The sequence below is a fragment of the Henriciella aquimarina genome, assembly GCF_002088975.1.
Taxonomy (GTDB): Bacteria; Pseudomonadota; Alphaproteobacteria; order Caulobacterales; family Hyphomonadaceae; genus Henriciella; species Henriciella aquimarina.
The window spans coordinates 69,354-93,558 of the sequence record NZ_NCST01000001.1; the positions used below are offsets into that span (position 1 = coordinate 69,354).

Consider the following 24,205-nt stretch of genomic DNA (forward strand, 5'->3'; position numbering starts at 1 on the left):
CCGGACAGGAGGAAACCCCATGAAAGCTGCCATACTGCGCGAGCCGAACAAGCCGCTATCGATCGAAGACGTCCAGATTTCCAAGCCGGGCCCGCGCGAGGTGCTGGTCAGGCTGAAAGCCGTCGGCGTCTGCCACTCCGACGTGCATTTCTGGGACGGGGCCTTCCCGCATGAGCTGCCGGCCATTCTCGGGCATGAGAGCGCCGGGATCGTCGAGCAGGTGGGCAGCATGGTGAGTGCCGTGAAACCCGGCGATCACGTCGTCTCCATCCTGTCGCCCTTCTGCGGCACCTGCGAGTTCTGCCTGTCGGGCCACATGTCGGTCTGCCATACGGTGAACCGGCCTTTCTTCAACCGCGCCGAAGGGGAGGCCCCGCGCCTTCATATCGGCAAGGAGACGGTGAACCAGTTCCTGAACCTCTCTTCCTTTGCCGAGCAGATCCTCGTGCATGAAAACACGCTCTGTGCCATCGATCCGGAGATGCCGATGGACCGGGCCGCGCTGATCGGCTGCGGTGTGATTACCGGCGTCGGCTCTGTCTTCCATGCCGCCCAGGTCGAGCCCGGCTCGACCGTGGCGGTGGTCGGCTGCGGCGGGGTTGGCCTGTCGGCGATCAATGGCGCGGCCATTGCCGGGGCGTCGCGGATCATCGCGGTCGACCTCTCGGACGAGAAGCTCAAAATGGCGAAGAAATTCGGCGCCACCGATTTCGTCAATCCGACCAAGGGCGACCCGGTCGAGCAGGTAAAGGAGCTGACCGGCGGCGGCGTCCACTATTCCTTCGAGTGTATCGGCCTGAAGCAGACCGCCGAGCAGGCCTATCTTATGCTGCGCCCGCGTGGCGTCTCGACCGTGATCGGCATGATCCCGCCGGGCGTGAACATCGAGATTCCGGGCATCGAATTGCTGGTGACGGAAAAGCGGTTGCAGGGTGCGGTCATGGGCTCGAACCGGTTCCGGATCGATTTTCCGCGCCTGATCGAGCTTTACAAGCAAGGCCGCCTGCATCTCGACGATCTCGTCTCCGACCGGATCGGCCTGGAAGACATTACGTCCGCGCTTCAGAACCTGAAGGACAACAAGGGCACGGTGGCCCGCCAGGTTGTCATGTTCGATTAGGCGCGGGCTTTAAAGGTCCCGCGACACCCAGAGCCGGATGTCATTGTCCGGTGCGCTATCGGAGACACCGAAGAGATTGCCGGCTGTCCAGCGCCAGCCCTGGCCCAGCGGGCCGCTGAGCGTCGGGCCGACCTGCTGGGGCAAGCCGCCGGTGCCGATTGCGTCGGTGGTGCCGAGCTCGTTGAAGGCCAGAAGCGCGGCTTCATAGTCTCCATCCAGCTTGTAGGTGACGCTCGAGCGCAGTTCGAAGGCGACATTCTCCTCGGCGCGGTCACCGAATTCACGGGTCGCGATGAGCATGGCCCGCGCGCTGATCCGGTCGTTGAGAGTCCAGCGGTTGAGCCAGTTCAGGCCGAGGCGTTCGGCGTCGGGGCCATTCGAGATTCGCGTGTCGAAACGGATCCCCGTCTGCCACAGGCGGGCGCCCTCCGGCGAAAGCTCGATCAGGTATTCGGTGTTGATATTGTCGAAACGCAAATCCTGGCCCGGCCGGTCTTCCAGCGTGGCGAAGACTTTCAGCGAAGTCCGCTCATTGATGGCAAAGCCATAGTCGAAGCGGTGGGCATAGCTGTCGCCGCCGTCATCGTCCGGCGCCCAGCCAAAGCGATATTCGATTTCCCGCTCACCGGATTTTACGCCGGGCGACGAGACCGAAGAAGTGTTCTGCGCATCGGCATTGAAGGCGAAAGCGCTCGCGCCAAGGCTGAGGACGAAAATGGCAAAGACGAGACGGGATTGGGCGCGTTTCATTGGGGCGGAAAGCCTGCCTGACCTGCGTGAGTGGATAGATAAATTCCCCGTTGCCTACAGTGCGTCGCCCGCCGATGAAAGCGTTTTGTGACAGTCCGGTGACGCATCTTTGCGTCTGATCAACCTCGGCGCAGGCGTGAGACGAGCGCGCGGGTGGCGGCCTGCTTCATCTCCGGACACGCAGCGATCAGGCGCGACAGGCGGTGGCGCTCTTCGCGAGTGTGGCCGAGATCGTAGAGCCAGGCGGCAAGCGCCATGGCGCGGCGCTGGGCCTCATCGGGCGGCTCGGCGCCAGCCGCCTCGCTGTCCCAGCGGCCATAGTGGAATGACCGGGTCACCTTCTCCTCGCTATTGGCGATCAGGAAGATGAAGCCGGGCGGGGCCGAGATGTTCTTGATCACGGTATCGGGAATGAGGTCGAGCCATCTCTGATGCTGCTGCCAGCGCCATGTGTTCGGACTGTTCTTGGTGCGCACGCGCAGGCCGATAATTTTCAGGCGCCGCTGCACGGCCGTCCAGTCGGTCCCGGATTCGCCCGCCATGCGGTGCAGCACCTTGATCAGGGCTTCCATCGTGCCGCCATAGGCAATCATGTCGACAAGGGCGACCGGACGCTTGCCTGCCGCGATGGCGGCCGGGTCGAGGCCGCGGCTTGCCAGGGCGGCCTTGAGCCCCTCGAATTTGTGCGCCGGGATCGCGGCGGCCTCGCCCTCGCCGATCCAGCGCATGGAGAAGGGCACGAGCGTAAGAGGCGGGGCCTCGCCGACCCCGTCGAGACAGCCCGAGAGGTAGTCGTAGAAATTCTCCGGCGAACGGCCGATGAAGGCGAGGCTCGCGCCGTCGCTCATGGCGAGGATGCGTGCGGAGATTGTGCGCAGGCTTTCCAGATCCTCCGGGTGCGGGGGATGGAAGTCCGCCACATCCTCGATCCAGCTGCCGAGCTGTTCGCGCTTGTCGAAATTCCACCGGAACGGCCCGGTCATTTTAGATCCCCCCTGCATGCACCCGCCGCTGCGTCGGCCATAGGCTAGCACCGGGCGTGGCCGGCGGGGAGGGGCGCGCCGCTCACCCAGCAAGGGAACCGGCTGCCGGTCCGGTCCGTTAAAGGTTCGACGGCGGGGCGCCATCCTGGGTCCTGCCGGGTTCAGCCGGGGACTCCAGAGCTTGAAACAAGGCTTCCTATCCGCACGGCCTCAGACGGCCGTCACGCACTGGGCGATTATCGGCCTGTTCGTGATGATGGCCGTGGGTGCATTGTCCTTTGCCCAGTCCTTCTTCATCCCCGTGGTCTTTGCCATGCTGCTGGCGCTGATCCTCAGCCCGATCCGGCGCTTCCTGGGCCAGCTCGGGATCGGGCCGGGCGTGGCGGCGGCCATCATCATGACGGTCTTCTGCGCGATCAGCGTGACGCTGCTTTTCCTGATCTCAAGTTCGCTGAGCACCATTGTCAGCGATGAGCCGCAGCTGATGAACAAGGTGCAGGAGCGGATGAACGAGCTGACCGGCGTGCTGGAACCCATGCGCCAGGCCGGCGAGCAGCTCGAGCAGATGCAGAACTCCTCCGAAGCCCCCGAGCGCGTTGTGGTGCGCGAAGAAGGCATCTTCAGCCTTTGGGCCGAGACCACGCCCTATATCGCCGGTCAGGTCGGCCTGGCCATCGTGCTGGCGACCTTCCTGATCGCGTCCGGCGACATGTTCTACGAGAAACTCGTCCAAGTCATGCCTGACCAGGAGGCGAAGCGGAAGGCGCTGACCATTGCGCGCGACATGGAACGCCAGCTATCGACCTATTTCCTGACCATCACGGCAATCAATGGCGTGCTGGGTATCTGCGTCGGACTTGTCATGTGGGCACTTGGCATGCCGGACCCGGTCTTCTTCGGCGTGGCGGCCTTCGCGCTGAACTATATCCCCTATATCGGCTCCATCATCGGGATCTTCTTCGCCTTCATGATGGGCGTGGTGACCTATGACAATATCTGGCTTTCGCTCGCGCCGCCCTTCGCCTACTGGCTGATCAATTCGGCCGAAGGCCAGTTCATCACGCCGGTCGCGGTCGGCAAGCGGCTGCGGCTGAATGCGGTGGCCGTCTTCCTGTCGGTCGCCTTCTGGGCGTGGCTCTGGTCGTTTGTGGGCATGTTCCTGTCGACGCCCATGCTGATCGCCCTCAAGGCCTTTTCCGACCGCAACACCAAGCTGTCCTGGCTGAGCACGTTCCTCGGGCGCCGCTCCGACTGCGAGGAAGGCGACAGCGCCATCGTTCACGACGTCATGGAACCGGGCACGGATGCCTGCGATGCCGGGCTGGAAGAGGCTGACGAGACAGCATCCGGACATGGCGATGAGGAGCCGGCTGATCCCTCGGACCGGCCAGCCCCGGCGCTCAGCTAGCCTTTGGTCTGAATGCTCTTCAGAAAGGCGATCATGGCGTCGATCTCCTCGGGATCGAACGCGAATTCGGGCATGTCCTCATGGCCCACAACGATGCCTTCGGCGAGGGCTTCCTGAAGCGACTCGATCGGATAGTGCTGTGACAGCGTCCGGAACGGTGGCGCTTCGGCGTGCGTGCTGTCGGAGGTGGCGTCTATGGCATGGCAGGACGCGCAATCGGCTTCGGCAATCGCCTTGCCCTGTTTGACGAGGGGCGACTCCGGCGCCTCGGTGGAGCCCGTCTCGTCGGCGCCGGACGGGGAGCAGGCGGCAATCGCCATGGCGGCAGTCAGAAGGATGAGTCTCATAGGCCCGACCATGCGCCTGTTTGCCGGGGGCGATCAAGATACTTTCCTGTCACCCGCAGCGGTCTGCACCTCGTCGAGCCCGAGCGCGACGAGGGCTGCCAGCGCACTCATCCCGGCCAGCACCACGATCACAGCGCTCACCCCGGAAAGCTCTGCCAGCAGGCTGAACCCGCTGCCAAGCGCGAGGAGAAGGCCAATAATGGTGTTGGAGAGCGCCGTATAGGCGACCCGTGTGTCTTCGTCGGCCATGTCGACCAGATGCGTCGAGCGGCCGAGCCGCACGCCCTGATAGGCGATCATCAGGGTGAAGATGACGAGCGGCAGGCCCCACACCGTCTCGAGCAGGCCGGCTGCATCGAGCCCGAGTGTCGCCGCCAGCGAGAGGGTCGCCGCGATGGCCGAGAAGATCAGCACCTTGCGGCTGGAGCGGTCGGCCATGCGGCCCCAGACATAGGAGCTCAACAGGGCGGCTCCCGATGAGGCGACAACCAGCAGGCCAAGCCCGCCAAAGGCCTGTGCGGCCCGGTCCGAAACATCCTGTGAACCGAGCGCGACCATGAAGGGTGGCGCCAGGGCGGTTGAGATGAGCAGGCCGCGCGTTGCGATGAAACGCCTGAGCTGGGCATCCTCGCGCAGCAGGGAAAGGTTTTGCCAGGCGGCGGCGAGCGGGTTGCGCCCGCCTTCGGTTGAGCCGGGCTTTTCCTCCAGCGTCGAGAAGAGCAGGGCGGCCATCAGCCAGAGTCCGGCGGCGACAAGAATGGCCGAGGTGACCAGCGCCATGCGCTCAAACAGGCCGGAGGCCAGCGCCGCGCCGAAGAGGATCACGAAGAGGGCCGCGACGGAGCTCGCCGTGCCGGTTGCCGTTCCGCGCTGGGCTTTCGACACCGTCTTGCCGAGCACATCCTTGTAAGTGACCGAGCAGACACTGCGCGCCAGGGCCAGCGTCGCCAGCGCCAGGATGATGGCGAGCCCGGCGGCGGCGCCCTCCAGCGTCAGCGCGGCTGCCACGATGGCGATGGCCGAAAGGCCCTGGACAACACTGCCGACACTCCAGGCCCATTTGCGCTGGGGCAGCCGGCGCAGGCCGGCGGCGGTGAAGAGCTGCGGCAGCAGCGCCCCGGATTCGCGCACCGGGACGAGCAGGCCGATATAGATCGCCGGGGCACCCAGCTGGGTCAGCAGCCAGGACAGGACGAGCTTCGGATCGATCAGGCCATCGGCCGTCTTTGTCGCGCCGAGCGATACGATATGGGTCAGGAAATTGCGCGGCTGATCGTTGCAGGCGCTTTCGGGAATGTCCCGGCAGACCCGTCCATCATCGTCCGATGTCAGCATCCGATAGGCTGTTTCGAGCGTGGCCTTACTCAAGTCCGGTCCTCCCCTCCATCGACTTGTCCCGGTCAGATAGCGCCGGTGGACCGCAAGGCAATCCGGGCCGGCAGGCCAAGGGTATGAATTGGCGCGGGCCTCTTGCAATGGGCCACCCGGTTCGGGCAGTCAGGCGCCAGCTTTAGTGAAGTCATGGAGGTCCGGATGCTGGTGTTTCTGTCGAGGGTGGTCGTGCCGCTGGCTTTGGGACTGTGCAGCCTTACCCTCGCGCCGGGGGCCAGCGCACAGAACACCGCCGGGGTCTTCGGGCCCAAGGTCAATCCCGATACCCGGCTCGTCGAATACCGCACCGCCTTCGTGCCGGGCGAAGATGGCGGCGACGACCGCTATGCGCATCGTCTGAATGGCGCCCTGTCGCTCGACACGCGGCGCATGGTGCGGCTGGTCGTTCAAGGGTCCGACCGGGGCGGACCGGACGGGTTCGATTTCGACTATGTCCAGGCCGAGCTGTTCTGGGAGGTCAGCGACGAGGCCGCCAGCCAGTGGCAGACGGGCTTTCGCTTCGATGCGCGTCTTGCGAATGGCGACCGGCCGGAGCAGATCGGCGTCAACTGGACCAACCAGTTCCGCCTGAGCGACCGGCTGAGTGCACGCGCCATCGCTCTCTCGACGGCGCAGTTCGGCGACAATGCGGCCGATGGTGTCCTTCTCGCGGGCCGGGCCAGCCTCAACTATCGCCTCGACAACGGTTATTCGCTGATCCTTGAATCCTTCAATGCCCTCGGCAGTACCGACGATTTCGGCCCCGACGACCGCAGCCAGCAGGTCGGACCGCGGCTGACCGGCACACTCGATAGCGGCTGGACCTGGTCGCTCGGCGCGCTCTTCGGCCTGAACGATTCGACGCCCGACAATGATCTGCGTCTCTGGTTCGGGCGCCATTTCTGAGCTTCGGGGCACAAGCGCGGAACGCCAGCCCTGCAAGGGGGTTCTTTAGACTGATGTCCGACACTGCCACACAGAAGAAGAAGTCACTTCGCGAGAAAGTCTCCGATTGGGGGCGTGGCCCCTGGTCCCTGCCGGTGTCGGTGGCAGTCGGATTTGTCGAGAACACCGCAGTGGTCGTGCCCATGGAGCCGCTCTTCCTGCCGCTCATGGCGATGCGCCGGCGCACGGCATGGCTGGTCGCGGCGGCCCTCCTGCTTGGCAATGTGCTGGGCGGCCTGCTGATGTACTGGCTGGGCGCATTTTTCGCCGAACATGCGATCCAGCCGCTGGTCACCATGCTGGATGCGCAGGACGCCTATCAGCAAACGCTGCGGAAGATGCAGGAGGACGGCTTCATGACGCTGTTCATGGTCGGGATCACGCCGTTCCCCTTCCAGGTCGGCACTGCCGCCGCCGGCGCGGCGGGCTATTCGATCCCGCTCTTCATCGTGGCCGTGACGGTCTCTCGGTCCTTCCGCTATTTCGCCGAGGCCGGACTGGTCATGCTGGTTGGGGACCGGGCCGAGGAACTCATGAAGAAGCATGAGCTCGAGCTGACGGCGGTGGGTCTGATCCTATTTGCCGCCTTCTGCGTCTATTTCTTCCTGTTCTGACCGCGCGGGCCGGAAGGCTCAGGCGCGCATCTGGCCGGGCATCTCCGTGCCCGGCGGCATTTTCGCGGACTCGAACTCGATCTTCAGCACCATATGGGTGTCGCTCGCCGAAAGCGGCTTGGAGTAATAATACCCCTGAACGAAACGGGCGCCGAGATCATAGACGCAATCGAATTGCTCCTGCGTCTCGATGCCTTCGATGACACAGCTGATCCGCAGGTTCCGGCACAGGCTCAGGATCGAGCGCAGGACGTTCGAGCTGCGCTCATTGCGGGTCAGGTCCCGGATGAAGCTGCGGTCGACCTTGAGTGTGTCGATGGGCAGGCGGTGAACATAGGCAAGGCTGGAAAAGCCCGTGCCGAAATCGTCGATGGCCACGTGGGCGCCTGTGCTCTGGATCAGCTTCAACACGTCCATCGCGCTTTCATAATCCTTCATCACGGCCGACTCGGTGATCTCGAACATCAGCCGCGATGTCGGCAGGCCCGCGCGTTCCGCAATCGACATCAGCCGCTGGATAGGCGTTTTGGAGGTCAGGCTGGTGGCCGACAGGTTGAAGCTCAGGAGAAGATCGTCCGGCCATTGCGTAGCTTCCGCAACGGCCTTGCGGAACAGGACTTCGGTCAGACGCCCGATCATGCCGATATTCTCGGCGGCCTTGATGAACAGGTCGGGCCGGATCCGGCCAAGGGTCGGGCTGTACCAGCGTGCCAGGGCTTCCAGGCCGCGGGTCTGGCCCCGGCCAAGGTCAAGCACGGGCTGGAACTCGACCGACATCTCCTTTTCCAGATCGGCGTCGCGCAGGGCCTGTTCCAGCGCGCTGTTGGCGAAGATCAGGCGCTCATGCTCATGCGAGAAGAAGACCGGCCGGGACTTGGCATTCTGCTTGGCGAAGTAGAGGGCATAATCGGCCCGGTCGAAGAGGAGCCCGCGCGTGTCGGCGGCGGTCGGGAAACGTGCCATGCCGATGGTCGCGCTGAGATTGGCCGAGCCTTCCTCGAACTGGAACGGCCGGCGCAGGGCCGCGCAGACGCGCTGCGCCATGGTGACGATTTCGGCGTCGCTGCCGGGGGCATTGAACAGCAGCCCGAATTCGTCGCCACCCAGACGGGCCACGCTGACAGGTCTGTTCTTGAAGACTTCGCACAGGCGCCGAGCGGTTTCGGCCAGGACCTGGTCGCCGGCCGGATGCCCGAAGACGTCATTGATCGGCTTGAAGCCGTCGAGATCGAGCAGGGCAATGACGAATTCCCGGCCATTCGGGCCGTCCGTGGCGATGCGGTTGTCGATCTCGGCAAGGAAAGCACGCCGGTTGGCGAGCCCGGTCAGGCTGTCGGTATTGGCGAGGCGCTTGTTTTCCTCGTTCAGGGTTTGAAGGCGGGCATGCTGGCGGCGCTGCTCGCGTTTCTGGACGACGAGCCGGGCAAAATCGCGCTCGCTGCGCATGAGCAGGGAGCTGAAGACGATGGTGACCAGGGCGAGATTGAACGCAATGGCGGCCAGGACATTGTCGCCGGAGCTGATCAGGAAGAGGCATGTGCTGATCGACACGATGGCGAGCAGCGAAATGGCCGCCTGCACCAGGTGCATCAGGCAGAACGCGCTGGCAATCGTCGTCACACCAAGGAAGAACACGACCTGGGCGTGCTGTTCGGAATTGCCATACTGGTAGAAGGACAGTCCCCAGGCCGCGAACGCGAACGCAGCGGGAATGACGATGCGGATCGTGGAACGCAGGCTCGCGGCGATCTGGGCATCGGTGTAGTTGCGATTGCGGCTGCGGACATATTTCAACGTCCGGTTTGCGCTGAAGATCAGCAGCATGACTGGCACGATCACCGTCAGGACGATCGGGGCGCTCTCCATATGCGTGAAGGCCAGCGCCAGCATGTTGATGGTGATGATGCCGTACATCAGCGGCTGCTGGCGGCTCAGCGCACGGAACCGCGCCCGGTTCAGTTCCGGCTCGTCGTCCTTCACGCTGAAGAAGGCGCGCAATCTCGAAAGCATGACCCGGCCCGTCCCTTTGTCTCAGCCTGGGGTGTATTTGCTTGTGTTTAAATCCACCTTTCGGGGATCGGTGAAATTTTTGACTATCGTAGTATTTGTTGCAAAATCCGGTCATAACCCAGCGTAAGGCTGGGCCGGATCTGCGCGCGTCTGCAGGCATCGGCTTGTTCTCAAGAAGGCCCGGCGCCAAATGGGCCGCAACTTCCAATCCCGACCAGGACCGTTTCAAGTGAGTGCTGTTTCCTCCAATCCCGAAGACTTTGTTGCCGGTTTCATGTCCGACACGCTGCCGATTGCCGGACGGGTCGTCCGCATGGGCCGCGGGACCCTGTCGCCGATCCTGCACCGGCACGCCTATCCCGATCATCTCGGCCAGATTCTCGGCGAGGGGCTGATCCTGTCCACGCTCGTCGGTGCGGGCATGAAGCTCGAAGGTCGCGTCATGACCCAGGCGGAAGGCGACGGCCCGGTCTCCATGCTGGTCGGCGAATACCGCAAGGATGGCGGCGTGCGCGCCTATGCCCGCTTCGAGCAGGAGCGCTGGGCCTATCTGGAAAAGATCAACAAGGGCGAGAAGCCGCAAATGCCGCAGCTCTTCGGCCAGATGGGGCGGCTCGGGCTGATCATCGTTCATGATGAGCCGAGCCTGCACCCGTATCAGGGGCTGGTCTCGCTCGACAAACCTACGCTGGCCGAATGTGCCGAGGATTATTTCCACCGCTCCGAACAGGTCGAGACCTGTCTGGCGATGTCCGTTGGCCGCGACGCGGCCGGCGAGTGGCATGGCGGCGGCATGATGATCCAGAAGATCGCCGGCGACGAGACGCGCGGCGATACCGACGAGGGCTGGCGCGAGGCGCAGGCGCTGTTCTCAACATTGACGCCTGAAGAACTCCGCTCCGAAGAGATCGCGGCCCCGGACCTCCTGTTCCGCCTGTTCCATGAGGGCGGGGTGCGCATGGAGCCGGCGCAGCTGCTCGAGGATCGCTGCACCTGCAATGAAGACCGTCTGAAGGATACGCTGGCCGGCATGGCCGACGAGTCCCTGCGTGAGATGGTCGAGCCGGATGGCATGCTGAAAGTCGACTGCCAGTTCTGCGCGCGCCACTATGATATCCCGATCGAGGCGGTCACCGACGCGATCAACTGAGCTGGTGCAGGCATTTCACCATGCCGCCGCAACGTCATGCCTCGTCAGGCATAGGTGCGTGCCCTAGTGTTTCTCAGAACCAAGACAGGGAGGCAGGCATGAGCATTACGAACAGGATCTGGAAACTGCGCAAGCGTCCGGTGGGCGATGTCAGCGAGGGCGATCTCGATTTCGTCGAGGAGCCGGTGCCGGCGGTGAAGGATGGCGAGGTGCGTATCCGCACGCTCTATCTTTCCCTCGACCCGACCAACAGGATCTGGATGTCGGATCGTGACCAGTACATGCCGCCTGTCCAGATCGGCGAGCCGATGCGCGGCGGCGGCATTGCCGTCGTCGAAGAGAGCAAGTTTGACGGGCTCGCGCCGGGCGACATCGTCAATACTGGCCTCGGCCAGTGGGCGCTCTACCTGGTCAAGCCAGGCGCTGAGGTCAACAAGCTGCCCGAGCTGCCGGGCGTGCCGCTGACGGCCTTCATGGGTCCGCTCGGCATGACCGGGATGACGGCCTATTTCGGCCTTATGGACATCGGCAAGCCCAAACCGGGCGAGACGGTGGTCGTCTCTGCCGCCGCCGGGGCCGTCGGCTCCATGGTGGGCCAGATCGCCAAGATCCAGGGCTGCCGCGTGGTCGGCATTGCCGGCTCCGACGACAAGTGCAAATGGCTGACCGAGACCGCCGGTTTCGACGCGGCCATCAATTACAAGACAGAGGATGTCGGCGAGGCGCTCGACAAGCATTGCCCGGACGGGATCGACATCAATTTCGAGAATGTCGGCGGCGAGATCATGGACACGATCCTGCCGCGCCTGAATGACTTTGCGCGCATGCCGCTTTGTGGTCTTATCTCTTCCTACAATGCGACCGAGCCGGTTCCCGGACCGTACAATTTCTCCATGCTGCTGATGCGGCACGTCACCCTGAAGGGCTATATCGTGACCGATTATATCGACCGTTTCCCGGAAGGCATGCAGGCCATGGGACAGTGGCTCATGGAGGGCAAGATCAAGTTCGAGACCGACGTCGTGGAGGGCCTGGAGAACGCCCCGGCGTCGCTCGAGCGCCTCTTCAGCGGCAAGAATCTCGGCAAGCTCGTCGTGAAGGTTTCCGATCCTGGATGATACCGCTTCTGAGGATCGTCTGGCTCGCAGCCTTCCTGATTGGCTTTTCGGTCCTCGTCAGCCTGCAATTTGTCGGCCTTCCGCCTGACAGCAATGTGCTTGGCTTCGTGCGGATCTGGCTGCCGGTCTCCGGCGCGATGATCTTCTGCCTGGCCTATATCCTGCCGCGCGAACCGGCCGTCTGGGCGGTGCCCGTGCTGGCCTATCTCGTCCCGGCCGCCTGGTTCCGGGAGGCCGGCTTCGTCAATCCGCTCTACCTCCTCATCCTCGTGGGCGCCTCGGCGCTCTCGGCATGGGCGTTCCGCAAGCATCTCGCTGGCTAGGGCCGGGGGGCCCGAAGGCCAACTGGTGAAGATCGCCAGGCCGCGCTATTCTCCCTTCCCTTGAGGGAGGAAAAAACAATGACGGATACAATGCCTGAAGCCGATGGCCGGAGAACGCCCTGGCATCTCTGGGTCGTCGGTGTGGTCTCGCTGTTGTGGAACGCCATGGGCGCGGCCGACTATGTCCTGACCCAGATGCGCTTCGAGCCCTATATGAGCGGCTTCAGCGAGGCGCAGCTCGCTTTCTTCTACGGCTTTCCGACTTGGGCGGTCGTCAACTGGGCGCTCGGTGTCTGGTCGGCGGTGGCCGGCTCCATCCTGCTGCTTGTGCGTTTGAAGTGGGCGTTCTGGGCCTTCCTCGTTTCATTGGCCGCGCTGATCGTCGGGACGATCTACTGGTATGGCTTCACCGACGCCTATGCGGTCACCGGCATGGGGGCGGCCATCTTCAATGGCGTGCTCGTCATCGTCGCCCTGCTTCTGGCCGTTTATGCGCGGATGATGGCGAAGGCAGGCGTCCTGCGTTAGCCCCTCCGCTTCACCGCGCCTTGCAGGGTAAAGCTGAAGGCGAGCGACAGGATCAGCGGCACCCAAAGCGGCAAGCTGCCGAGACCGGGCGCTTCCAGCGCCGCGGCGAGGTGGTCGTCGACGCACCACCAGAGTAGAAACAGGAACATGATGACCTCCTCCTTGAGGCCTGAATCCTAGCAGGCTTCAGGCGGAGGACAATCTGTCCGACCGGAGGGGGCCACCGACTAGTCACGCTGCGATGAGAAACGCTGTCGCCTTCCGTGCCGTCTGATCGGCTGCTGCCCTTCGCCCTCACCGCCAGACCGGCCCAGCTGCCGCCGCCCGGCGACTGGCGCGCCTGGCTGTTCATGGGTGGGCGCGGGGCAGGCAAGACCCGCGCCGGGGCCGAATGGGTGCGCTTTGCCGCGCGCTTTGGCGGCTGTCGGCGTATCGCGCTGATTGGGCCGACCTTCAGCGATGTTCGCGAAGTCATGATCGAAGGCGTGTCCGGCCTGCGCGCGATCACCCGGCCGGACGAGAAAGCCCCGCATTACGAGGTCTCGCGCCACCGCCTCGTCTGGCCTAACGGCGCCGAAGCCTTCGCCTTTTCCGCCGAAGATGCCGATGGCCTGCGCGGGCCGCAATTCGACGCAGCCTGGTGCGATGAGGTTGCCGCCTGGCGCACGGGCGAGGCCGTCTGGGACATGCTGCAGATGGCGCTGCGGCTCGGGCCCGATCCGCGTGTTGTCGCCACCACCACACCCAAGCCCGTCCCGCTCGTCCGCCGGCTGGTGGGCGAGGACGGCGTGGCCGTGACGCGCGCCCGGACCATGGACAACAGCGCCCATCTGTCGGCCGCCTTTCTCACCCATGTCGAGGCGAGCTATGCCGGCACCCGGCTCGGCCGCCAGGAGCTTGAGGGCGAACTGCTGGAAGAGGCCGAAGGCGCGCTCTGGACACGCGCCATGCTCGCGCAGGCGCGCGAGGGTATGCGTGCGCTGGACATGACCGAGATCATCGTTGCGGTCGACCCGCCCGCAACGGTCGGCCCGAATGCCGATGCCTGCGGGATCATCGCCGCCGGGGCCGGGCCGCAGACCGGAGAGCAGCGCCATGGCTATGTGCTGGCGGATGCGAGCGTGCGCGGGCTCTCGCCGCTCGACTGGGCACGCCGTGTTGTCGACCTTGCCGCCTCGGTCGGGGCAAGCCGGATCGTCGCCGAGGCCAATCAGGGCGGCGAGATGGTGCGCACCATCTTGAAGGCGGCGGGCGGGTCGGTGCCGATTGTCCTGCGTCATGCGCGCCTCTCGAAACGTGCCCGGGCCGCGCCGGTCGCCGTGCTCTATGAAAAGGGCTGTGTCTCGCATCTGGGCGAGCTGGGCGATCTTGAAGACGAAATGCTGGTCTTCGGCACGCCGGGCTGGACGCAGTCGCCCGACCGGGTCGACGCGCTTGTCTGGGCGCTCACCGCGCTCCTCCTTGAGCTGCCGGCAAGGCCCGGCATTCACCGGCTGTAAGCGGGGAGGGCCGGGCGAGGATCTCAGGCAAGGCCCCGCCACCATAGGGCCATCCGGCTTTCGCTCCGACCGACCACCGCCACCGCATAGGCTCCAGATCATCGAGACAAAAGACGGCAAGCCCGAGGGCTTCTCGTCAGCAAGCGGAGCAAGTGCGCATGAAATGGCCCTGGCAGAAGACCGAGACGCGGTCGCATTCCTCTTCCCTTGTCGCGCTGGCCAACCTGCCGGCAAGCCAGTGGGGCCGGATGGATGCCGGCGCCCTGATGCGCGACGGCTATGCCGGCAATGCGGTGGCCTATCGCGCGGTACGCATGATCGCCGAAGCCGCTGCTTCCATTCCGCTCGCCTGCAGCGATGACGCCGCCGCGAGCCTGCTTGCCAGCCCCTCGCCGGATGAAGCGGGCCGGGTGCTGCTGGAGCGGCTTTATGGCGACCTGCAGATCACCGGTAATGCCTGGGCCGAGGCCGTCACGCTGGCGGGCGATACCGCCCCGAAAGGCCTCTTTGCCCTGCGGGCCGATACCGTCCGGGCCGAGACGAATGCGCAAGGAGGGCTGACTGCCTGGAAGGTGCGCCAGCGTCGTGGCGAGCGTCTCATCCCGCGCGCGCCGGATGGCTGGAACCCGGTCCTGCACCTGAAACTCTATCACCCCTCCGACAATATCTACGGCCTGCCGCCGCTGGCCGCCGCGCGCAAGGCGCTCGACCTGCACAATGGCGCGGCGAGCTGGGCTAAGGCGCTGCTCGACAATGCTGCCCGGCCGTCGGGTGCGCTGGTCTACGGCCAGGATGGCGCGACACTGACACCGGACCAGTTCGAGCGCCTCAAGGAAGAGCTGGAAGCCGCCCATACCGGCCAGCAGAATGCCGGCCGGCCGCTGTTGCTCGATGGCGGGCTCGACTGGAAGCCCATGTCGCTCTCGCCGGCGGAAATGGATTTCGCCGAGACCCGCCATGCCGCCGCGCGCGAGATTGCGCTGGCCTTCGGTGTACCGCCCATGCTGCTCGGCATTCCCGGCGACAATACCTATTCGACCTACAGGGAAGCCAATATCGCCTTCTGGCGCCTTACCGTCCTGCCGCTTGTGACCAAGGTGGCCGATGCGCTCACCGTCTGGCTGGCGGGCCGCTTCGAGGACGCCGTCGTCAAGCCCGACCTTGAGGACGTTCCGGCCTTTGCCGCCGAACGCGAGGCGCTCTGGGCGCGGCTGGAGGCGGCAAGTTTTCTCACCAAGGCCGAGAAGCGCAAGCTGGCGGGGCTTGGCGAATGAGTGCGCCGGTCCCCCTCCTGATCGAAGGCCATGCCGCCCTGTTCGGCGTCGAGGATCTCTCCGGCGACGTTGTGCGGGCCGGGGCCTTCAGCCGCAGCCTGCAAGCCGGCGGCATCCCCATGTTGTTGCAGCATCGCACAGGCGCTGTGGCCGGACGCTGGACACGGCTCGTCGAGGATGGGCGCGGGCTTTTCGTCCGGGGGCTGATCGAAAAGGAAGGCGCGCAGGCCATGGCGAAAGCCGGGCTCGATGGGCTCTCCATCGGTTTCCGCGCCCGGCTCTGGAAGCCGCGTGCCGGCGGCGGGCGCGAGCTGATCGATGTCGAGCTTGTCGAGATCTCGCTGGTCGCCGCGCCCATGCAGCAGGCCGCCAGATTTTCAATCATCGGAGACGCGGCGCGGGTGGCGTGAGGAAGGAGAATACGCGCGCATGGGCTCTCATGAGGCGCGTCACAGGCAAGGCGCAGGCGCAGATCGCCTGAGCGAAGCGAAGAGTAGCGATTGAGCAGGAGAAAAATGACCAAGGAAACAAAGATGGCGGCCACCGACATGAAGTCGCTCGCCGCCGATATCATGGCCGCATTCGAGGCCTATAAGGACGCCAATGATGCCCGGCTCGCCGAGATCGAGGCCAAGGGTGCGCCCGACACGCTGATCGAGGACAAGCTGAGGAAGCTCAACAAGCGCCTCGACCAGCTGAGCCTCAAGGCGGCGCGTCCGGCCGAGGGGGCGCCGGCCGCCGAAGCCGAGGGCGAACGCTTGCAGGCCTGGGCGCGCTATCTGCGCACCGGCGACGACAGCGCGCTCTCGCGGCTGGATGTGAAGTCGCTGAGCGCAGGCACGGACGATCAGGGCGGCTATACCGCTCCGCCGGAACTCGACCGCCTGATCGAGGCGCGGCTTATGCAGGCTTCGCCCATGCGCCAGATCGCGAGCGTGCGCCAGACCTCTGCCGGGGTTTACCGCAAGCCGGTGAGCCTCGGCGTCGGCGCGGCCTGGGCGGGCGAGACCGATGCCCGCCCCGAGACAACGACCGCCGGGCTGTCGCTGCTCGAATTCCCGGCGGGTGAACTCTACGCCATGCCGGCAGCGACCCAGACGCTGCTCGAAGACTCCTATGCCGATGTCGATGAGTGGCTGGCTGACGAGGTCGAGGCGGCCTTCTCCATCCAGGAGAGCGCGGCCTTCGTCTCGGGCGATGGCGTGGGCAAGCCGAAGGGGTTTCTCGACTATGACATCGTCGCCGAAGCCAGCCATGCCTGGGGCAAGATCGGATCGGTCGCGGGGGACTTTACCCTGGACGATGCGGGCGACCAGATCATCGACCTGATACAGACGCCGAAGTCGCAGTTCCGGGGCAATGGCCGCTTCGTGATGAACCGGCGCACGGTCGCGTCCGTCCGCAAGCTGAAGGATGCCGACGGGCGGTATCTCTGGCGGCCGGGCATGAATGGCGAGGCGCAGACCATTTTCGGCTATCCTGTGACCGAGCTGGAAGACATGCCTGACATCGGGACCGGGAACGCGGCCATCGCCTTCGGGGACTTCCGGCGCGGCTATCTCATCGCCGACCGGCAGGGCGCCCGCGTTCTGCGCGACCCGTATTCCGCCAAGCCCTACGTGCTCTTCTACACGACCAAGCGTGTGGGCGGCGGCGTCCAGAACTTCGACGCCATCAAGCTGATGGTCTTCTGATTGTTCCTGCGTCCGGGCGCGGCAGGACCGTCGCGCCCGGCTTTTCCGACCTTCTTTCCAAAGGACTAGACCATGTTTGAATCCATTATCGTCTCCCTCCTGCGCCAGGCCTCGCTGCTGACCAAGCCGCAGCAGGACGAGTTCACCACCCGCATCGCCGAAGCCGTTGCCACGCTGGTCGGCTCCACAGAGACCGAGATCGACGATGAGCTTCTGCGCTCCATTGGCCTGCCCATTGGTGGGGCGGTGATCGAAAAGCTGCAGGCGCTGGTCTAGGCGAGCGCTCGCGCCCGGCGCCGGGCCGGCCAGCGAAACCTCTTCAAAATCCGAAGGATAAAGCATGATGCTGACGGTGATTTCACCGCCGGGCGAGGCGGCTTTGCCGCTTGCCGAGGCGAAGGCCTTTCTGCGGATCGGCCATGACGGCGAGGATACGCTCGTCGCCGACCTGACCGACGGGGCCACGGTCCGGCTGGAGGAAGCCACCGGCCTGGCGCTTGTGAGCCGCACGTTGCGGGCCAGCTGGACCCACTGGCCGAGCGCGCTCAGCCGGCGCGGGATTGCCCTGCGGCCCGGCCCGGTCACGGCGCTTTCTGGCATTCGCATTCTGGATGCAGAGGGCGATGAGAGCGACGTGACCGGGCGTTTTGGCCTGGAGGCCGGGCGGCTTTGCTTGAAGCCGGTGAACTGGGCGCCGGCCATTCCGGCGGGCGGGCGCGCCGAGGCCGATTTCGAGGCAGGATTCGGAACAGCCGCCGATGTGCCGGGCGATCTCGTCCAGGCATTGAAGCTGATCCTGCTCGAAGCCTATCGCCGCAATGGCGATGTGGCTCTGCCGGAAGAGGCGCGCGCCATCATCGCCGCGCGCCGGGAGGTGCGGCTATGAGCGCTGACGGCATGATCTGGTCGGCCGAGGCCGCGCTGGAACGCGCGGTCCTGACCGGCCTTCGCGCGGATACAGAGGTTCAGGCCGTGCTCGGCCATCCAGCCCGGATCTTCGACGACGAAAGCCCCGAACCGGTCTTTCCCTATGCCGAGCTTGAGCGCCACGAAGTCGCCGAGCGCGGCAGTGCCGGGGTGCCGGGGCAGGTCCATACGCTGACTTTCGCCGTGCGCTCACGCGATGGCGGACGGGCGGCGGCCAAGGAAGTGCTCGGGGCGCTCCGGGCGGCTTCGGAACGGCTGAGCCTGTCGCTCGCCGGTCAGCGCGTCGTGCTGATCCAGCCAGTCTATGGCGATGTTATGCGCGCCCGCGACCTGCGCAGTTTTCGCGGGGTGCTTCGCCTGCGGATCATTACAGAGGAGGCTGTCTGATGGCGGGCCAGAGAGGACGCGATGTCCTGATCAAGATTTCGGATGGTGGAGCGCCGGAAAGTTTCGTCACGCTGGCGGGCATTCGCTCCAGCGAGCTGGAGCTGAACCAGCAGCCCGTCGATGCGACCAGCGCGGAAAGCCCGGCGGGCTGGCGTGAGTTGTTGGCCGGGGCAGGTGTGAAGTCGATGCGGGTGCGCGGGCGTGGCCTGTTCAAGGATGCCGCCAGCGATGCCCGCATGCGCGCGGTCTTCTTCGCTGGAGAGATTGCCCGCTGGCAGCTCATCGTGCCCGGCCTTGGCCGCTTTACCGGCGCTTTCCAGATCGCCCAGCTCTCCTGGGGCGGCACCCATGACGGCGAAGCCACACTTTCCGTGGAGCTGCAGAGCGCGGGTGAACTCGTTTTCGGAGCCACGCCATGAACGGGGTGAGAGGAGAGACCTGCCTCGAGATCGACGGCAAGGCCCACCGGCTCTGCCTGACGCTCGGCGCGCTGGCGGAGATCGAGACCGCCTTTGGCTGTCAGACGCTCGGGGAGTTGCAGGTGCGCCTGCGCACGCTGTCGGCCACCGAGCTGATGACGGTGATCGCGGCCCTGCTGCGCGGGGGCGGCGAGGTCGAGACGGCCGAGACTGTCCGACAGCGGACCATATCCCCCGGGGCGGCGGCCCGCGCGGTCGCGGAGGCCTTTCATGCTGCCGTGGGCTGAGATGATGCGCGCCGCGCTCGCCATGGGGCTGGGCCCGGAGCGCTTCTGGGCGCTGTCGCTACGCGAATGGCTCTGGCTGGCCGACACCGGCGCGCCGGCGATTGGCCGTCCTGCGCTGGACAGCCTGATGGCCGCCTTTCCTGACAGGAGAAGATAATGGACGAGTTTGAAGACAGTCTGGCGCGCGCCGGTGACGCCGTCGGCGCGCTGGCCGAAGGGCCGGGCGCCCAAGCGGCACGCTCGCTGGAAGAGGCGTTCGGCCGGGCGGGCCAGTCGATCGAAAGCGCGCTCACCAAGGCCGCGCGCAGCGGGGAGCTCGATTTCTCGCGCATGGCGCAATCGGTGCTCGCCGACCTTGCCCGCATCGCAGCCGAAGCTGCGCTTGCGAAGAGCGGTGTCGCGCAGGCCGGCCAGGCCTTCACTCTCAATATGAGTGTCGGCCGGGGCGCAGACGCCAGCCAGATAGTGGGCGCGCGCGGTGAGCTTGCCCGTGCCGTCACAAGGGCGGTCGCGCTGGGAGGGCGGTTCCAGTGAGCGAGGCAGCCTTTCACGAGGTGCGGTTCCCTTTGGCGCTCGGTCTTGGCGCGAGCGGCGGGCCGGCCTGGCAGACGGAGATCGTGGCGCTGGCAAGCGGCGGCGAAGTGCGCAATGCGCGCTGGGCAGGCTCGCGCCGGCGGTGGGATCTCGCCAGCGCGGTCAGTTCCATGGCGGACCTCTCCCGGCTTGCGGCCTTCTTCGAGGCCCGGCGAGGGCGCCTGCACGGATTCCGCTTCCGCGACCTCACCGATTATGCCAGTGCGGCGGCGGGCGAGACTGTCAGCGCGACCGACCAGGCGCTCGGCACGGGCGATGGCGAGACCCTGAGTTTCCAGCTGGCCAAGACTTATGACGGGGTGATCCGGATCATCCGCAAGCCGGTCGAGGACACCGTCCTCGTCTCGGTCGATGGCGTGACGCTGGGCAACGGCTGGTCGCTCGATGCCACGACCGGGCAAATCACCTTCGAAACACCACCGCCGGCCGGTGCGGCCATCGCTGCCGGCTTCCAGTTCGACTGTCCGGTCCGCTTCGATACCGATCACCTCGATCTCACCATCGACATGATCGGGGCAGGGCGCGCGGTCAGTATCCCCATCATCGAAATCATCTGAGGGCGGAGGATATGAAGCTTATTGATACGACGTTTCAGACCCGCCTCGAAAGCGAGGCGCTGACGAGCTGTCTCTGCTGGACCCTTGTGCGGGCCGACGGGACGATTGTCGGTGTGACCGATCATGACCGGCCCGTGGTATGGCAGGGCACGGTGCATGCGCCGGGCGCCGCCCTTGAGAGCGGCCGGTTCCAGTCCGGCGCGGGTTTTTCGCCCGGCCGGGCGGCGGCGGCCGGGGCGCTCTCGGCCGAGGCGATCCGCGAGGCTGATCTTGCCGCCGCACTGTGGAACGGGGCGCGCGTCCATGTCTACCGTGTCGACTGGGCGGCCCCGGCGCATGGCGTGCTCATCTGGACCGGCTATCTGAGCGAGATCCGCCAGACCCGGGCGGGCTTCGAAGCCGAACTCGTCTCGCTGAAAGCCGATCTGGAGCGGCCTGTCGGGCGCAGCTATTCGCGCCGCTGCGATGCGAAGCTCGGCGATGCCCGTTGCGGTCTGACAGGGGTGGCGGGCGAGACTTGCGACAAGCGCCTCGAAACCTGCGGCGATGTCTTTTCCAACACGCTGAATTTTCGGGGCTTTCCGCACATGCCGGGGCCGGACTTCGTGCTGGCTGGTCCGGCGGCGACCGGCAATGACGGAGGCAAGCGATGAAACGCGCCGAGATTGTTGCAACGGCGCGCGGCTGGCTTGCCACACCCTATCAGCACCAGGCGAGCCGCAAGGGGGCGGGCACGGATTGCCTCGGTCTGCTGCGTGGCGTCTGGCGGGAGCTTGTCGGCACGGAGCCGCAGGCCGTGCCGGCCTACATGCCAGATTGGGCCGACTTTGCCGGTGAGGACGTGTTGATGGAAACCGCCCGGCGTCACCTTCGCGAGATTGCGGTGGGGGCCGCGCAGGAGGGCGATGTCCTGCTCTTCCGCATGGGGCTTGGCTGTCCGGCCAAGCATTGCGCGATCCTGACCGGGCCGGACCGGGTCATCCATGCCTATTGGGGCCGCAGCGTCTGCGAGACGCGGCTGGTGCCGTGGTGGCGCCGCCGGATCGCGGGCGCCTTTTCATTTCCGGGACTGGAGGACTGACCAGATGGGCGAGATCATTCTTTCGCAGGCGGGCGCAGCGCTCGGCGCGCGGCTCCTGCCAGGCGGTTTGGGCCTGCTCGGTGGCCAGCTCTCGGGGGCCGCCATCGGCTCGGCGCTCGGCGGACTGGCCGGGCGCACCGTCGACAATGCGCTGAGACCGGCGGCGGAAGGCCCGCGCATCAAGGCGCTGCATGTCATGAACAGCGCGGATGGTGCCGGCATGGCCAACATCTATGGCCGCATGCGCGTCGGCGGCCAGCTCATCTGGGCGTCGCGCTTCAGGGAGAAACGTCGCGAGCGCCGGGCCGGAAAGGGTGGGCCGAAAGTGGCCGATTATACCTATTCGGTGAGCCTGGCGGTCGCCATCGCGGAGGGCCCGGTGACGCGACTCGATCGGGTCTGGGCGAATGGCGAGACGCTGCCGCTCTCTGACTATAACTGGCGGCTCTACAAGGGCGGCGAAGACCAGCTGCCCGATCCGTTGATCGAGGCCATGGAGGGCACCGGTGCGGCCCCGGCCTATCGCGGCACCGCCTATATCATCTTCGAGGACATGCCGCTGGATGCCTTTGGGAATCGTCTGCCGCAGCTGAGTTTCGAAGTGGTGCGTGCCAGCGATGAGGTGAGCGGACTGCGCAGCCTGGTTCAGGGCGTGAACGTGATCCCTGCCTCAGGTGAGTTCGTTTATGGAACGGACATTGTGCGCGAACGCCGCTTTCCCGGCATCGAGCGCCCGCTGAACATGAACAATGGCGATGGCCGCGCCGACTTCGCGCTCTCGCTCGAGCAGCTGGAGAGCGACCTGCCGGGCGTGGGCCATGCCGCGCTGACGGTCGGCTGGTTCGGCGACGATCTGCGCGCCGGGAGCTGCCAGATTCGCCCGGGTGTCGAGACACGCGAGCGCGCAAGCGTGCCTTATGGCTGGACGGTGGCCGGGCAGGGGCGCGGCGTGGCTCATCTGGTCAGCCAGACCGGCGGCAGTGCGAATTATGGCGGCACGCCGGCCGACCGGGCCGTGATCGAGGGGATTCAGGCGATGAAGGCGCAGGGTCTTGCCGTGACGCTGTCGCCCTTCCTCTTCATGGATGTGCCCGCCGGCAATGGCCTGCCGGACCCGTATGGCGGGAGCGAGCAGGCGGCTTTCCCGTGGCGCGGCCGGATTACGGCGTCGGCCGATGGCACCGCGGCAGTGCGCAGCGAGATCACGGCTTTCCTTGGCAGTGACCATGATTTCGGCTTCCGCCATTTCATCCTGCATCATGCCCGGCTGGCGGTGGAGGCCGGCGGCGTCGAGGCGATCCTGATTGGCAGTGAAATGCGCGGACTGACGCGGCTTCGCGATGAGACAGGCGCATTCCCCTTCGTCGAGGGGCTCGTCCAGCTCGCCGCCGATGTGAAGGCCATTGTCGGGGTGGGTACGAAGGTTTCCTATGCTGCCGACTGGACCGAATATGGCGCCTATGTCCCGGCGGATGGGTCCGGCGATGTGCTGTTCCCGCTGGATACGCTCTGGGCCTCGGCCGATGTCGATTTCGTCGGTGTCGACTGGTATCCGCCGGCCGGCGACTGGCGCGAGGGCGACGCGCATCTCGATGCGCTGGCGGGATACGAGGCCGCCGACGACCCGGCCTATCTCGCAAGCCAGATGGCGGACGGGGAGGCCTATGACTGGTATTATGCCAGCCCGGCCGACCGCGATGCGCAGATCCGGAGACCGATCACCGATACCGCCCATGGCGAAGACTGGATCTTCCGCCAGAAGGATCTCGCCGGATGGTGGGGCGCCGCCCACCATGAGCGCCCTGGCGGTGTCCGGCAGGCAAGCCCGACGGCCTGGACGCCCGGCATGAAACCGGTGCGGCTGATGGAGGTCGGCTTTCCGGCGGTCGACAAGGGCGCCAATGGGCCGAATGTCTTCTATGATCCGAAAAGTTCCGAAAGCGTGCTGCCGCCTTATTCGACGGGCGCGCGCAACGACCTCCTCCAGCGCCACGCGCTCGAAGTCGCGCTGGCCTATTGGCAGGCCCAGCCCTTCATGGAACAGGCTTATGTCTGGGCCTGGGACGGGCGGCCCTGGCCGGACTTTCCGGTTCGCGAGAGCGTGTGGAGCGACGGGCCGAACTGGGCGCTCGGCCACTGGCTGAATGGCCGCACCGGCCTGATCAGCCTGGCGGAGACGGTCGAGGACCTTGGCGCGCGGGCCGGCGTCAGTATGGATGCGTCTGCGCTCGATGGAGTGATCGAGGGCTTTGCGCTGGACGGGCCGATGGCCTTGCGCCGGGCGCTCGAACCACTCAACAGCTTGCAGCCCATGACCTGCCATGAGCGCGAGAGCGGGCTGGTCATGACCGGCGAGACGGGTGCGGCTTTCGAGATCGCCCCGGAGGCCCTCGCCGAGCCGGGCCTGACGCTGACGCACACCTTGCTCGACAAGCGCCCGGGCCGGCTGCAGCTCAGCTATATCAGTGCCGGTGGCCCGTACGCTCCCGCCACGGTCGATGCCCGCTCTGACCTGGGCGAGCCCGGCTATTCTATTGACGCGTCGCTCCCTCTGGTCCTGTCGGAGGGCGTGGCCGCCGCGCTCGCCCGTGATCTGCTGGCGGCCACGCTGGAGTCGGACGAGGCCGAGATCGCCCTGCCGCCGGCTTGTCTGGCGCTGGAGCCCGGCGATGCTGTGACCGGCGTCGGATTAAGCGGCGTCTGGCGGATCGGCGATGTGACCGAGGATGGGCTGACCCGCCGGCTGTCCCTGACCCGCCCGCGTGCGGGCAGGGCGTTGAGGGCGCTGAGCCTGCCGCGCTCGCTTCCCGAGACAGCAG

At 65.8% G+C, this 24,205-nt stretch carries 29 protein-coding genes; 23 read left to right on the plus strand and 6 right to left on the minus strand.

Annotated features, from left to right (window positions below):
- The first annotated feature begins 19 nt into the window (after nucleotides 1–19).
- Nucleotides 20–1,120 carry a Zn-dependent alcohol dehydrogenase gene (locus B8784_RS00375; protein ID WP_084395643.1) on the plus strand — a complete coding sequence of 367 codons (1,101 nt, stop codon included), beginning with the start codon at nucleotides 20–22 and terminating at the stop codon, nucleotides 1,118–1,120.
- 9 nt (nucleotides 1,121–1,129) lie between these two features.
- On the opposite strand, the gene B8784_RS00380 is transcribed toward B8784_RS00375, so the two are convergent.
- Complete coding sequence (locus tag B8784_RS00380; RefSeq protein ID WP_084395644.1) at nucleotides 1,130–1,870, minus strand: hypothetical protein; 741 nt, start codon at nucleotides 1,868–1,870, stop codon at nucleotides 1,130–1,132.
- A gap of 119 nt (nucleotides 1,871–1,989) precedes the next feature.
- The gene (locus B8784_RS00385) at nucleotides 1,990–2,853 is read right to left on the minus strand and encodes a hypothetical protein (RefSeq protein WP_084395645.1); all 864 of its coding nucleotides are present in this window, start codon (nucleotides 2,851–2,853) and stop codon (nucleotides 1,990–1,992) included.
- Nucleotides 2,854–3,034: 181 nt separating this feature from the next.
- On the opposite strand from B8784_RS00385, the gene B8784_RS00390 reads away from it, so the two are divergent.
- A complete protein-coding gene (locus B8784_RS00390; RefSeq protein ID WP_084395646.1) occupies nucleotides 3,035–4,261 on the plus strand; it encodes an AI-2E family transporter in 1,227 nt (408 codons plus the stop codon).
- Here B8784_RS00390 and B8784_RS00395 read toward each other — a convergent pair.
- On the minus strand, nucleotides 4,258–4,608 hold the full coding sequence (locus B8784_RS00395) for a c-type cytochrome (RefSeq protein WP_084395674.1): 351 nt from the start codon (nucleotides 4,606–4,608) through the stop codon (nucleotides 4,258–4,260). The genes B8784_RS00390 and B8784_RS00395 overlap by 4 nt on opposite strands.
- Nucleotides 4,609–4,641: 33 nt before the next feature.
- Nucleotides 4,642–5,976: an MFS transporter gene (locus B8784_RS00400; RefSeq protein WP_084395647.1), complete on the minus strand. Its 1,335-nt coding sequence runs from the start codon at nucleotides 5,974–5,976 to the stop codon at nucleotides 4,642–4,644.
- A gap of 165 nt (nucleotides 5,977–6,141) precedes the next feature.
- On the opposite strand from B8784_RS00400, the gene B8784_RS00405 reads away from it, so the two are divergent.
- Entirely contained in the window at nucleotides 6,142–6,885 is a 744-nt protein-coding gene (locus tag B8784_RS00405) for a hypothetical protein (protein ID WP_143435220.1), read from the plus strand.
- Nucleotides 6,886–6,938: 53 nt separating this feature from the next.
- The gene (locus B8784_RS00410) at nucleotides 6,939–7,538 is read left to right on the plus strand and encodes a YqaA family protein (protein WP_084395649.1); all 600 of its coding nucleotides are present in this window, start codon (nucleotides 6,939–6,941) and stop codon (nucleotides 7,536–7,538) included.
- Between the two features lie 18 nt (nucleotides 7,539–7,556).
- On the opposite strand, the gene B8784_RS00415 is transcribed toward B8784_RS00410, so the two are convergent.
- Entirely contained in the window at nucleotides 7,557–9,548 is a 1,992-nt protein-coding gene (locus B8784_RS00415) for a putative bifunctional diguanylate cyclase/phosphodiesterase (protein WP_084395650.1), read from the minus strand.
- Between the two features lie 229 nt (nucleotides 9,549–9,777).
- On the opposite strand from B8784_RS00415, the gene hslO reads away from it, so the two are divergent.
- The 4 genes from hslO to B8784_RS00435 all read left to right on the plus strand — a co-directional run bounded on the left by hslO (nucleotide 9,778) and on the right by B8784_RS00435 (nucleotide 12,667).
- On the plus strand, nucleotides 9,778–10,698 hold the full coding sequence (hslO, locus tag B8784_RS00420; protein ID WP_233355903.1) for an Hsp33 family molecular chaperone HslO: 921 nt from the start codon (nucleotides 9,778–9,780) through the stop codon (nucleotides 10,696–10,698).
- 98 nt (nucleotides 10,699–10,796) lie between these two features.
- Nucleotides 10,797–11,816, plus strand: a complete 1,020-nt coding sequence (locus B8784_RS00425; protein ID WP_084395652.1) for an NADP-dependent oxidoreductase — start codon at nucleotides 10,797–10,799, stop codon at nucleotides 11,814–11,816.
- Nucleotides 11,813–12,139 carry a hypothetical protein gene (locus tag B8784_RS00430; protein ID WP_084395653.1) on the plus strand — a complete coding sequence of 109 codons (327 nt, stop codon included), beginning with the start codon at nucleotides 11,813–11,815 and terminating at the stop codon, nucleotides 12,137–12,139. The genes B8784_RS00425 and B8784_RS00430 overlap by 4 nt, the downstream gene beginning before the upstream one ends.
- Before the next feature lie 78 nt (nucleotides 12,140–12,217).
- Entirely contained in the window at nucleotides 12,218–12,667 is a 450-nt protein-coding gene (locus B8784_RS00435) for a hypothetical protein (RefSeq protein ID WP_233355904.1), read from the plus strand.
- Here B8784_RS00435 and B8784_RS21735 read toward each other — a convergent pair.
- On the minus strand, nucleotides 12,664–12,816 hold the full coding sequence (locus B8784_RS21735) for a hypothetical protein (protein WP_169712594.1): 153 nt from the start codon (nucleotides 12,814–12,816) through the stop codon (nucleotides 12,664–12,666). The two genes, B8784_RS00435 and B8784_RS21735, sit on opposite strands and share 4 nt — an antisense overlap.
- A gap of 114 nt (nucleotides 12,817–12,930) precedes the next feature.
- Between B8784_RS21735 and B8784_RS00440 the strand changes: the two genes are divergently transcribed.
- The 15 genes from B8784_RS00440 to B8784_RS00510 form a co-directional block, all read left to right on the plus strand.
- Nucleotides 12,931–14,166 (plus strand): DNA-packaging protein, encoded by a 1,236-nt coding sequence (locus B8784_RS00440; protein ID WP_233355905.1) that lies wholly within the window; start codon nucleotides 12,931–12,933, stop codon nucleotides 14,164–14,166.
- A gap of 158 nt (nucleotides 14,167–14,324) precedes the next feature.
- Entirely contained in the window at nucleotides 14,325–15,440 is a 1,116-nt protein-coding gene (locus B8784_RS00445; protein ID WP_084395654.1) for a phage portal protein, read from the plus strand.
- Nucleotides 15,437–15,850: an HK97 family phage prohead protease gene (locus B8784_RS00450; protein ID WP_084395655.1), complete on the plus strand. Its 414-nt coding sequence runs from the start codon at nucleotides 15,437–15,439 to the stop codon at nucleotides 15,848–15,850. The genes B8784_RS00445 and B8784_RS00450 overlap by 4 nt, the downstream gene beginning before the upstream one ends.
- 105 nt (nucleotides 15,851–15,955) lie before the next feature.
- Complete coding sequence (locus tag B8784_RS00455; RefSeq protein WP_084395656.1) at nucleotides 15,956–17,134, plus strand: phage major capsid protein; 1,179 nt, start codon at nucleotides 15,956–15,958, stop codon at nucleotides 17,132–17,134.
- Nucleotides 17,135–17,206: 72 nt separating this feature from the next.
- Nucleotides 17,207–17,410 (plus strand): hypothetical protein, encoded by a 204-nt coding sequence (locus B8784_RS00460; protein ID WP_084395657.1) that lies wholly within the window; start codon nucleotides 17,207–17,209, stop codon nucleotides 17,408–17,410.
- A 64-nt stretch (nucleotides 17,411–17,474) separates the two neighbouring features.
- Nucleotides 17,475–18,020, plus strand: coding sequence for a head-tail connector protein (locus B8784_RS00465; RefSeq protein ID WP_084395658.1), 546 nt, complete (start codon nucleotides 17,475–17,477; stop codon nucleotides 18,018–18,020).
- Nucleotides 18,017–18,448: a DUF3168 domain-containing protein gene (locus B8784_RS00470; protein WP_084395659.1), complete on the plus strand. Its 432-nt coding sequence runs from the start codon at nucleotides 18,017–18,019 to the stop codon at nucleotides 18,446–18,448. The genes B8784_RS00465 and B8784_RS00470 overlap by 4 nt, the downstream gene beginning before the upstream one ends.
- Nucleotides 18,448–18,867: a phage major tail protein, TP901-1 family gene (locus tag B8784_RS00475; protein WP_084395660.1), complete on the plus strand. Its 420-nt coding sequence runs from the start codon at nucleotides 18,448–18,450 to the stop codon at nucleotides 18,865–18,867. Before B8784_RS00470 ends, B8784_RS00475 begins: the two co-directional genes overlap by 1 nt.
- The gene (locus B8784_RS00480) at nucleotides 18,864–19,154 is read left to right on the plus strand and encodes a gene transfer agent family protein (RefSeq protein WP_084395661.1); all 291 of its coding nucleotides are present in this window, start codon (nucleotides 18,864–18,866) and stop codon (nucleotides 19,152–19,154) included. The genes B8784_RS00475 and B8784_RS00480 overlap by 4 nt, the downstream gene beginning before the upstream one ends.
- On the plus strand, nucleotides 19,138–19,311 hold the full coding sequence (locus B8784_RS00485; protein WP_084395662.1) for a phage tail assembly chaperone: 174 nt from the start codon (nucleotides 19,138–19,140) through the stop codon (nucleotides 19,309–19,311). Before B8784_RS00480 ends, B8784_RS00485 begins: the two co-directional genes overlap by 17 nt.
- On the plus strand, nucleotides 19,311–19,688 hold the full coding sequence (locus B8784_RS00490) for a phage tail tape measure C-terminal domain-containing protein (RefSeq protein WP_084395663.1): 378 nt from the start codon (nucleotides 19,311–19,313) through the stop codon (nucleotides 19,686–19,688). Before B8784_RS00485 ends, B8784_RS00490 begins: the two co-directional genes overlap by 1 nt.
- Nucleotides 19,685–20,305 (plus strand): DUF2460 domain-containing protein, encoded by a 621-nt coding sequence (locus B8784_RS00495; protein WP_084395664.1) that lies wholly within the window; start codon nucleotides 19,685–19,687, stop codon nucleotides 20,303–20,305. The genes B8784_RS00490 and B8784_RS00495 overlap by 4 nt, the downstream gene beginning before the upstream one ends.
- Before the next feature lie 11 nt (nucleotides 20,306–20,316).
- Nucleotides 20,317–20,958, plus strand: coding sequence for a DUF2163 domain-containing protein (locus B8784_RS00500; RefSeq protein WP_084395665.1), 642 nt, complete (start codon nucleotides 20,317–20,319; stop codon nucleotides 20,956–20,958).
- Nucleotides 20,955–21,386: an NlpC/P60 family protein gene (locus B8784_RS00505; RefSeq protein WP_084395666.1), complete on the plus strand. Its 432-nt coding sequence runs from the start codon at nucleotides 20,955–20,957 to the stop codon at nucleotides 21,384–21,386. Before B8784_RS00500 ends, B8784_RS00505 begins: the two co-directional genes overlap by 4 nt.
- A 4-nt stretch (nucleotides 21,387–21,390) precedes the next feature.
- On the plus strand, nucleotides 21,391–24,205 hold a 2,815-nt coding region (locus tag B8784_RS00510), incomplete at its 3' end, for a baseplate multidomain protein megatron (RefSeq protein ID WP_084395667.1).

Coding starts and splice junctions, on each gene's coding strand:
- B8784_RS00505 (WP_084395666.1), top strand. CDS start 20,955: ATGAAACGCGCCGAGATTGTTGCAACGGCGCGCGGCTGGCTTGCCACA.
- B8784_RS00410 (WP_084395649.1), top strand. CDS start 6,939: ATGTCCGACACTGCCACACAGAAGAAGAAGTCACTTCGCGAGAAAGTC.
- B8784_RS00475 (WP_084395660.1), top strand. CDS start 18,448: ATGGCGGGCCAGAGAGGACGCGATGTCCTGATCAAGATTTCGGATGGT.
- B8784_RS00415 (WP_084395650.1), bottom strand. CDS start 9,548: ATGCTTTCGAGATTGCGCGCCTTCTTCAGCGTGAAGGACGACGAGCCG.
- B8784_RS00455 (WP_084395656.1), top strand. CDS start 15,956: ATGACCAAGGAAACAAAGATGGCGGCCACCGACATGAAGTCGCTCGCC.
- B8784_RS00480 (WP_084395661.1), top strand. CDS start 18,864: ATGAACGGGGTGAGAGGAGAGACCTGCCTCGAGATCGACGGCAAGGCC.
- B8784_RS00375 (WP_084395643.1), top strand. CDS start 20: ATGAAAGCTGCCATACTGCGCGAGCCGAACAAGCCGCTATCGATCGAA.
- B8784_RS00450 (WP_084395655.1), top strand. CDS start 15,437: ATGAGTGCGCCGGTCCCCCTCCTGATCGAAGGCCATGCCGCCCTGTTC.
- B8784_RS00445 (WP_084395654.1), top strand. CDS start 14,325: ATGAAATGGCCCTGGCAGAAGACCGAGACGCGGTCGCATTCCTCTTCC.
- B8784_RS00380 (WP_084395644.1), bottom strand. CDS start 1,870: ATGAAACGCGCCCAATCCCGTCTCGTCTTTGCCATTTTCGTCCTCAGC.
- B8784_RS00435 (WP_233355904.1), top strand. CDS start 12,218: ATGACGGATACAATGCCTGAAGCCGATGGCCGGAGAACGCCCTGGCAT.
- B8784_RS00490 (WP_084395663.1), top strand. CDS start 19,311: ATGGACGAGTTTGAAGACAGTCTGGCGCGCGCCGGTGACGCCGTCGGC.
- B8784_RS00425 (WP_084395652.1), top strand. CDS start 10,797: ATGAGCATTACGAACAGGATCTGGAAACTGCGCAAGCGTCCGGTGGGC.
- B8784_RS00470 (WP_084395659.1), top strand. CDS start 18,017: ATGAGCGCTGACGGCATGATCTGGTCGGCCGAGGCCGCGCTGGAACGC.
- B8784_RS00395 (WP_084395674.1), bottom strand. CDS start 4,608: ATGAGACTCATCCTTCTGACTGCCGCCATGGCGATTGCCGCCTGCTCC.
- B8784_RS21735 (WP_169712594.1), bottom strand. CDS start 12,816: ATGTTCCTGTTTCTACTCTGGTGGTGCGTCGACGACCACCTCGCCGCG.
- B8784_RS00485 (WP_084395662.1), top strand. CDS start 19,138: ATGCTGCCGTGGGCTGAGATGATGCGCGCCGCGCTCGCCATGGGGCTG.
- B8784_RS00500 (WP_084395665.1), top strand. CDS start 20,317: ATGAAGCTTATTGATACGACGTTTCAGACCCGCCTCGAAAGCGAGGCG.
- B8784_RS00405 (WP_143435220.1), top strand. CDS start 6,142: ATGCTGGTGTTTCTGTCGAGGGTGGTCGTGCCGCTGGCTTTGGGACTG.
- B8784_RS00430 (WP_084395653.1), top strand. CDS start 11,813: ATGATACCGCTTCTGAGGATCGTCTGGCTCGCAGCCTTCCTGATTGGC.
- B8784_RS00465 (WP_084395658.1), top strand. CDS start 17,475: ATGATGCTGACGGTGATTTCACCGCCGGGCGAGGCGGCTTTGCCGCTT.
- B8784_RS00385 (WP_084395645.1), bottom strand. CDS start 2,853: ATGACCGGGCCGTTCCGGTGGAATTTCGACAAGCGCGAACAGCTCGGC.
- B8784_RS00460 (WP_084395657.1), top strand. CDS start 17,207: ATGTTTGAATCCATTATCGTCTCCCTCCTGCGCCAGGCCTCGCTGCTG.